The 8,766-nt window shown below is 67.9% G+C and carries 4 protein-coding genes and 1 pseudogene; 2 read left to right on the top strand and 3 right to left on the bottom strand.

Going from position 1 to position 8,766, the window contains the following annotated elements; genetic code table 11:
- The 3 genes and pseudogenes from PVZ72_RS24340 to PVZ72_RS19925 form a co-directional block, all read right to left on the bottom strand.
- The coding region (locus tag PVZ72_RS24340; protein ID WP_443218254.1) for a methyl-accepting chemotaxis protein at positions 1–749 on the bottom strand (749 nt) is incomplete at its 3' end.
- A 141-nt stretch (positions 750–890) separates the two neighbouring features.
- Positions 891–1,877: pseudogene (locus PVZ72_RS24335) on the bottom strand (HAMP domain-containing protein); the annotation flags it as partial.
- A gap of 183 nt (positions 1,878–2,060) precedes the next feature.
- A complete protein-coding gene (locus tag PVZ72_RS19925; protein ID WP_405046460.1) occupies positions 2,061–3,002 on the bottom strand; it encodes an AEC family transporter in 942 nt (313 codons plus the stop codon).
- 333 nt (positions 3,003–3,335) lie between these two features.
- Between PVZ72_RS19925 and PVZ72_RS19920 the strand changes: the two genes are divergently transcribed.
- Together PVZ72_RS19920 and pqqF are read left to right on the top strand one after the other, a co-directional pair.
- Positions 3,336–5,768 carry a glucose/quinate/shikimate family membrane-bound PQQ-dependent dehydrogenase gene (locus tag PVZ72_RS19920; protein ID WP_187981048.1) on the top strand — a complete coding sequence of 811 codons (2,433 nt, stop codon included), beginning with the start codon at positions 3,336–3,338 and terminating at the stop codon, positions 5,766–5,768.
- Between the two features lie 437 nt (positions 5,769–6,205).
- Complete coding sequence (pqqF, locus tag PVZ72_RS19915) at positions 6,206–8,590, top strand: pyrroloquinoline quinone biosynthesis protein PqqF (protein WP_273862822.1); 2,385 nt, start codon at positions 6,206–6,208, stop codon at positions 8,588–8,590.
- The last annotated feature ends 176 nt before the right edge of the window (positions 8,591–8,766 follow it).

The raw sequence follows: 8,766 nt of genomic DNA, 5'->3' as shown, positions 1-8,766 counted from the left end.
CCCACCAGCCGCTGCAGGCGACCGGCCTCGGCTTCCAGGGCGGTACAGGCCGCCAGGGTGGCCTGGAGGTTGTCGACACCCTGCTGGTTCAGCAGGTTGATCTCGCTGATGTCCATGTTCAGGGTCTCCACCACCGAGGTCTGTTCCTCGGTCGCGGTGGCCACCGACTGGTTCTGGCCATCGATCTCGCCGATGCGCTCGGTCACGCTGCCCAGCCGCTCGCCGGCGCTCTTGGCCACCTGCATGCTGTGGGCGCTCTGCCGCTGGCTTTCCTGCATCAGCGCCACGGCGTCGCGCGAGCCGGTCTGCAGTTCCTCGATCATCTGCTGGATCTGCTGCGCCGAACTCTGGGTGCGGCTGGCCAGGGAGCGCACCTCGTCGGCCACCACGGCGAAGCCGCGCCCGGCCTCACCGGCGCGGGCCGCCTCGATGGCGGCATTGAGCGCCAGCAGGTTGGTCTGTTCGGAGATGCCGCGGATGACTTCGAGGATCTGGCCGATGTTGGCGGCCTTGCCGTTGAGCGCCTCGATATGTTCGCAACTGGTGCCGATCTTGGCCGACAGCGCCTGCATGGCGTGCAGGGCCTCGTCGAGCACCTCGCGACCCTCTTCACCCTGGGCACGGGCGGTGCTGGCCTCGCCCGAGGCATGGGCGGCATTGCGGGCGATCTCCTGGGCGGCGGCGCCCAATTCGTTGATGGCGGCGGCCACGCTGGTGGTGCGCTGGGCCTGCAGATCCGACTGCTGCATGGAGGATTGCGATGACTCCAGCACCCGGCGCGTGCCCTGATTCAGCTCGCCGGTGCTCTGGGCCACGTCGCGGATCGAGGTGTGGATGCGCGCCACGAACTTGTTGAAGGCCTCGGCCAGGGCGCCGAATTCGTCGCGGGCCTGCACCGGCAGGCGGCGGGTCAGATCGCCCTCGCCTTCGGCGATGTCGGCCATGGCGCGGGTCAGGTCGTGCAGCGGCCGCAGCAGCACGCGGATCAGCAAGCCCAGCAACAGGATGATGGCGACCACCGCCACCAGGGTGGCGACGATGGCCAGGTTGCGTGCCTGGGTCACCGGGGCATAGGCCTTGGCCTGGTCGATGGACAGCGCCAGGTACCACTTGACCGAGGGCAGGCCCGCGACCGGGGTAAAGCTCACCAGGCGCTCGCTGCCGTTCTGCAGCACGTGATGGAAACCGGGGGCCAGGCTCGGCGTCTGCTCCGGGAAGACCTCCTTGAGCGATTTCAGCACCTGGTCGGCGTGGCTGCTGACCAGGATCTTGCCGTCACCGTCCACCAGGAAGGCTTCGCCCAGACCGCCGGCGTCCAGCGAGGTGATCATCTTCATCAGGCTGTCCATCACCAGGTCGCCAGCCACCACGCCGATCAGCTTGCCGTTCTGCAGGACCGGCGCGGCGATGGTGATGCACAGGAAGCTCTGCGGCGGCGCGGTGAGATAGGGCTCGGTGAGGATGGGGCCGCCGGCGCTGACCGCAGCCTTGTACCAGTCGCGCTGGCGGGCGTCGTAGCCGGCCTCCATGGGGGTATGGGGGCGGTCGGTGAAGGTACCGTCGACCTCACCCAGGTAGGTGGAGTCGAAGTTGCTGGTATAGAGCTTCTCTTCCAGCAGGCCCACCACGTTGGCCGGGCTGCTGTCGCGGCTGAGCGCCTGGGCCTGGCTGTCGATCAGCTTGACCCGCGCGTCCAGCCAGTAGGCGATGTTGCCGGCGGTAATGCGCCCGATCTCGCCCAGCGAAGCTTCGAGACTCTGGGTGATCGCCTGACGCTGCAGATAGGCATTGAAGCTGGCGAAGCCGGCCAGGGCGATGGTCACCACCAGGGCGGCCGCCAGCAGGATCTTGTGGCTGAATTGGAGCGAGCGTTTCATGGATACCACGCGTAGGGCTTGGGTAGTGAGCAGCCGCTCTCCTCGCAAGTAGATAGTGCGATAAGTATAGAGAGGGCAAGACGACCTGGGACGGGCGACGTCGCACTATTACGCTCAAATCTGACTTTTAGCTGGCGCCAACCGATAAACGTTCTCACAACGCCGATGTCTGGCCGGCGCGCCCTACAGCAGGCTGAATGCTTTCAGCAGGAGCAGGCCCAGGTTGGTGGTCAGCATCCCGCCGAGGGTACTGAGCACCACGATGGTCGCCGCCAGCTGGGCATTGCTGCCGGCGGCGCGGGCCATGACGAAGCTCGAGGCGGCCGTCGGGCACCCCAGGTAGAGAAAGAGGATGCCCAGTGCCGGTCCCTGGATGCCCAGCGCCAGGGCGCCCAGCACGCCCAGCAGCGGAATCCAGACGATCTTCCACAGGCTGGCGCCCAGCGCCAGGCCGCTGCTCTCGCGCAGCGAGGTCAGTGACAGGGTGGCGCCGATGCACATCAGCGCCAGCGGCAGGGTGAGACCCGCGAAGTAGCGCGCCGAGGTGTCCAGCCAGCGCGGCAGCTGCCACTGGAAATAGGCGAAGGGAATCGCCAGCAGGATGCCGATGATCAGCGGATTGCCGAGGATGCTGCGCAGGAGGGTGCGCCAGTTGGCTTCCAGGTGCGGACTGTAGATCGCCAGCACGATGGCCGAAAGCACGTTGTAGAAGAGGATGACCATGCCGGCCATGATCCCGCCCACCGACAATCCATAGTCGCCGTACTGGGTCGTCGCCAGGGCCAGGCCGACGATGCCGCAGTTGCCGCGGAAGGCGCCCTGCACATAGACCCCGCGATCGGCATGGGGACAGCGCCAGATCGCCCAGCCCCAGGCGGCCAGGAAACTCGCCACCGTGGCCAGGGCGAAATAGCCCAGCAGCAGCGGCTGCAGCGCCTCGCCGAGATCGGCCTTGAGGATGCCGAGAAACAGCAGGGTCGGCATGGTGGCGCGAAACACCAGCGCCGAGGCGGTGTTGATGAAGGGGGTGTCGATCCAGCCCAGTCGCCTGAGCACGCAGCCCAGCAGCACCAGGGCGAAGACCGGAGCGGTGACGTCGAAGGTCGCCTGGACCAGGGCAAGCACGTCGGACATGGCAGGAGGCATCGCGGAAACGGCTCGCGATGTTAGCAGGCACGGCGCGCCACGGGTCCCTTCCTTCCGTCATCGCGAAGTGACATCAGTCAATGCTTAGCTTACTATCTACCCGCCCGATTCAGACGACGCCCCCGATCCATCCCCCGCTTCGCCTCAGCGCGACCGCTCTAGCTTCCTGCCAGGGAAGCCGGCGAAGGGGTGGAACAATAAGACAGACAACAGGTTCAGACGTAGCAGACGACAGATCCGCATGCGGTTCCGATTTGCGATGTCGTCGATCGAGTCGAAGTCTCTTTTCACGATTGCATTGCGAGCGCTGCCATGACTGTCACTTCCAACGCGAGACCGGGAGGCCTGCCTGCCAGGTTACTCGGCATCCTGTTCATCCTCCTGGGCCTCGCCCTGCTGGGGCTGGGCATCAAACTGGCCACCCTCGGGGGCTCCCTGTATTACCTCGGCGGCGGCGTGCTGCTCGCCCTGAGTGGTTACCTGCTGTGCATCCGGCGGGCCAGCGGGGTCTGGGTCTATGCCTTCTTCCTGGTGGTCTCCACCGCCTGGGCCGTACTGGAAGTCCAGTTCGACTGGTGGCAACTGGTGCCGCGCCTGGCGCTCTGGTTCGTCCTCGGCCTGGTGCTGCTGATCCCGGTGTTCCGCCGTCCGCTGGACAGCCGTAGCGGCGGCCTGCCGCTGGTCGGCTCCCTGGTAATCGCCGCGGTCGTCGCCCTGATCGCCCAGTTCGTCAACTACAACCGTCTGGACGGTGACCTGGGCCGCGATACCGCTGGCGTCGAAAGCGCCGCCCCGACCGCCGCCGATGGCGACTGGCCGTCCTATGGCCGCACCGCGTTCGGTGATCGCTACTCGCCGCTCAAGCAGATCGACGTCAGCAACGTGAAGGAGCTGCAACCGGCCTGGACCTTCCGTACCGGCGACATCCCCGGCCCGAACGATCCCCAGGAGACCACCGCGGAAAACACCCCGCTCAAGGTCAACGGCAAGCTCTATGTCTGCACGCCGCACAGCCAGGTGATCGCCGTGGACCCCGACAGCGGCAAGGAAATCTGGCGCTTCGATCCCAAGCTGAGCACCCAGCACGCCGACAGCTTCAAGGGCTGGGCGCACATGACCTGCCGCGGCGTGGCCTACCACGACGACGCCACCTACGCCGGCACCACCACCGCGGGCCAGAGCCTGGCCAACGGCAGTGCCGTCCCGGTCGACGAGCAGAGCACCCCGGCCGCCAGCAGCTGCCCGCGCCGCCTGTTCCTGCCCACCGCCGACACCCGCCTGATCGCCATCAACGCCGACACCGGCAAGGTATGCAGCGACTTCGGCGACAACGGTCAGGTCGACCTGACCGCCAACATGGGCAGCTTCACGCCCGGCGGTTACTACTCCACCTCGCCGCCAGCGGTGACCCGCAACCTGGTGATCATCGGTGGCCACGTCACCGACAACGTCTCCACCGACGAGCCGTCCGGCGTGATCCGCGCCTACGACGTGCACAGCGGCAAGCTGGTGTGGAACTGGGACAGCGGCAATCCGGACGCCACCGCGCCCATCGCCGCCGATGGCATCTACACCCGCAACTCGCCCAACATGTGGTCGATGATGGCCGTCGATGAAAAGATCGGCATGGTCTATCTGCCCATGGGCAACCAGATGCCCGACCAGTGGGGCGGTGACCGTACCCCGGCCTCCGAGAAGTACAGCGCCGGCGTGGTCGCCCTCGACATCGCCACCGGCAAGGTGCGCTGGAACTACCAGTTCACCCACCATGACCTCTGGGACATGGACGTGGGCGGTCAGCCGACCCTGGTGGACATCAAGACCGAAGGCGGCGTGAAACCCGCGCTGATGGCCTCGACCAAGCAGGGCAGCATCTATGTGCTGGACCGCACCAATGGTCAGCCCATCTACCCGATCAAGGAAACCCCGGTGCCCCAGGGCGCGGTGGAAGGCGACCACACCTCGCCGACCCAGCCGGTCTCCTCGATCAACCTGGCCGCGCCGACCCTCAAGGAAAGCGACATGTGGGGCGGTACGCCCTTCGACCAGGCGCTGTGCCGCATCGCCTTCCGCGAGCACCGCTACGAGGGCATCTACACCCCGCCGTCCACGCAAGGGTCGATCGTCTACCCGGGCAACTTCGGCGTGTTCGACTGGGGCGGCCTCTCGGTCGATCCGGTGCGCCAGATCGCCTTCCTCAACCCCAGCTACATGGCCTTCACCTCCAAGCTGGTGCCGCGTGAAGAGATTGCCAACCAGCCGGCGCGCAAGAGCGAGACCGAGGGCATCCAGCCCAACAAGGGCGCGCCCTACGGCGTGATCCTGTCGGCCTTCCTGTCGCCGCTGGGCCTGCCTTGCCAGGCACCCGCCTGGGGCTATGTGGCAGGTCTCGACCTGACCACCGGCAAACTGGTCTACAAGCACAAGAACGGCACCGTGCGCGACAACTCGCCGGTTCCGCTGCCCCTGCCCATGGGCGTGCCCAGCCTGGGCGGCACCGTCACCACCGCCGGTGGCGTGGCCTTCCTCAGCGGCACCCTGGACCAGTACCTGCGTGCCTATGACGTGAAGAACGGCAAGGAACTGTGGAAAGGCCGCCTGCCGGCCGGTGGTCAGACCACCCCCATGACCTACACCGGCAAGGACGGTCGCCAGTACGTGCTGGTCTATGCCGGCGGCCATGGCTCGCTGGGCACCAAGCAGGGTGACTATGTGATGGCCTTCGCCCTGCCCGAGAAGAAGTAAGGGCGCCCGCGCCTGAGCTCCCCTCTCCTCCGGGAGAGGGTTCGGGGCGAGGATGCTTCGAGCATTTTTGACATCCTGTTGGAACCCCCCTCGCCCCACCCCGAAATCCCGGCCCAGCCGGGATTTTTTTCGCCCGGGCTTTTCTTGCTATGAAAAGAGCCCCTGGCACCTGAGGCCCAGCGGAAAAGGCTGCGCCGTTTTCCACGCTACAGTGTCAAGACCGTGCCTCGAACGCTCCGTCTCCGCCTGGGAGAGGGCCAGGGGGAGGACAAACCCAGGCACCCCACCCGCTCCTCCCCCTCTCCCTCGGGGAGAGGGCCGGGGTGAGGCCAAACCAGGCACGGCTCTCGCTCTTCCCCCTCTCCCCCAGGGAGAGGGCCGGGGTGAGGGCACGCCCCGCTCCATCACCCTCCCCAAGACTCGGTTAAGCTATCCCCATGCCCAGCTCTCTTTCCCAACACCGCCGACTGCGCCTCGCCAACGGCCTGGCCGTCGCCCTGCTGCACGATCCCGAGCTGCCCCAGGCGGCCGCCCTGGTCCGCATCGGCGCCGGCAGTCACCAGGCACCGCGGGCCTTTCCGGGGCTGGCGCACTTTCTCGAACACCTGTTCTTTCTCGGCAGCCGCCGCTATCCGGCGACGGACGGCCTGATGCCGCTGGTGCAGCGCCTGGGTGGCGAACTCAACGCCAGCACCCGCGAGACCACCACCGACTTCTTTTTCGCCCTGGCCCCCGAGCATCTGGCCGCCGGGCTCGCCCGACTGCTGGACATGCTCGCCGCACCGCTGCTGGCACCAGGCGCCCAGCGCCGCGAGCGCGAGGTACTGCACGCCGAATTCATCGCCTGGTCGCGCAGCGCCGATACCCGCCGCGACCTGGCCCTGGCGGCCGCCCTGCCCGCGGACCATCCCGCCGCCGGCTTTCACGCCGGCAATCGCTATAGCCTGCCGCTGCAGAGCCCTGCCTTCCAAAGGGCGCTGCGCGCTTTCCAGCACCAGCACTACCGCGCCGATAACGCTCTGCTGATGCTGGCCGGGCCACAATCGCTGGCCGAACTGGCAGACCTGGCCCGCGAACAGGGTGCCGTCCTGGCATCCGCTCCTGCGCCCGCGAATGCAGCGCCCCCGCCACTCCCGGCCACCGGCGAACGCTGGCAGACCATTACCGCCACGCCGCCCAGGCTGGCTCTGCAATTCGCTCTCGACGACCTGCCGCCCGGCAGCTGGGAAGCGGCGGAGCTGCTGGAGACCCTGCTGCTCGGCGACCATCCCGGCGGCCTGCCCGCCCTCCTGCGCCAGGCGGGCCAGGCCGCACGGCTCAGCCTCGCCTGGCCCTATCGCCAGGCAGGCCAGGGCCTGCTCCAGCTGGATCTCTCACCCGGTCCTCAGGCCAGCCCCGGCCACCTGACCAGCCTCCTGTTCGCCTGGCTGGACACCCTGCGCCAGACACCCCTGTCCGCATTGCAGCAGAGCCACGCCGAACGCATCCAGCGCGTCTGGGCCACCCTGCCCGCCCTGGCGCTGGCAAGACGCCTGGTTGAACGCCTCTGGCTGGATCGACGAGGAGACGCCTGGCCACAACCGGCCCTCTCGCCCGCCGCCCAGGCCGCCTGGCCGCGGCTGCTCGCGCAACTGGTCCCGGAACGCCTCAGCGGTTTCGCCGCCGGCCTGGCCGATGCAGCGAACCGGGCGTCGCCCGTCGCCGCTCCCTTTACCCTGCCACCGCCCAATCCTTTGCTCGTTGACCCCGTACCTTCGAGCGCCCCGGCGCTGCAACCCTGGCCGACCAGCCAGGCCCTTGCCCCGCAGCAGCGCGAAGGCCTGCTGTTCCTGCGCTGGCGATGGCCGGGACCGGTTGCGCCCGATGCCCAGGTACTGGGCGCGCTCCCCCGGCGGGCCGCCGAGGCGGGCGTCAACCTGCGCTGGAGTCCACCGGGGGCGCCCTGGGAGTTGCGACTGCAAGGCTGGGCCGCGGCGCTGCCGGCGGTGCTGGAGCAGGCGCTCGGCCGCCTGACGGCGGAGCGGGATAACGGCAGCCCGGCACCCGCGGTACCGCCAGAGCCCATGCTGATCCGCCAGTTGCTCAAGGTCCTGCCCGAGCGACTGACTGCGGTCACGCCGCTGACGGAGATTACCGAAGGCCCGCGTTGGCAAGCCCTGGCCTGCGGCCTGCCGCAGACGGCGCAGGCATCCCTGGCTGCCGTCACCCCGCCGCCCCAGCCCCAGGCCGGGCCGCAGGGCGAATTGCCCAGCTTCACCGGTCGCCACTGGCACCCCGAACCCAGCGCCGATGCCCAGCAGGCGCTGCTGCTGTTCTGTCCGCAACCCGACGCGCGCGCCACCACCGAAGCCGCCTGGCGGCTGCTGGCGGCGCGCCTGCAGGGACCGCTGTTCCAGCGCCTGCGCAGCGAGCGGCAACTGGGCTATGCGGTGTTTTCCGCCTATCGCCAGCTGGGCGATCAGGCCGGTCTTTTGATCGGTGTCCAGTCACCCCATGCCCGGGCGGCGGAGATCCTGGCGGAAATCGAGGGTTGCCTGGCTGACAGCCTGGCCGCCATACAGGCCGAGGGTGCGACGCTTTCACAGAACATCCGCCAGCTGGTGCGCGACTTCAGCCCCGGCACCCCTCAACGCGCTGCTCTGGCCGAGCGCCTCTGGTGGGGCTTCCAGCGCAGCGGGACGCTGGATCTTGCGCCCCTACAACACGCCCTGGCCACCCTGGACGACAGGGCCCTGCAGCAGGCCTGGCAGCAACTCACCGCCAGCGACGCACCGCGCTTCGCCCTGGCCAATGCCGACGCGCCATCCGGCTGGATGTCATAGCTTTCAACACTTTCCCGGGAGCGTCGGCCGCTGCCGGCGGTCAATCTGTTGCAGGATCGGTAAGACAGTTATGTCCGCCGGACCGCCAGCGATTCGTCGCGGCAAAAACCCTTAGCTAGATAACATTTGTTAGACTTGACGACCGGATCCATCCGGCTTTCGCAGTCAAAGAGGAG

The sequence above is a fragment of the Pseudomonas sp. LA5 genome, from assembly GCF_028640825.1.
Lineage (GTDB): Bacteria > Pseudomonadota > Gammaproteobacteria > Pseudomonadales > Pseudomonadaceae > Chryseomonas > Chryseomonas aestiva.
This window is presented reverse-complemented; position numbering and strand designations above follow the sequence as displayed.

Coding starts and splice junctions, on each gene's coding strand:
- pqqF (WP_273862822.1), top strand. CDS start 6,206: ATGCCCAGCTCTCTTTCCCAACACCGCCGACTGCGCCTCGCCAACGGC.
- PVZ72_RS19920 (WP_187981048.1), top strand. CDS start 3,336: ATGACTGTCACTTCCAACGCGAGACCGGGAGGCCTGCCTGCCAGGTTA.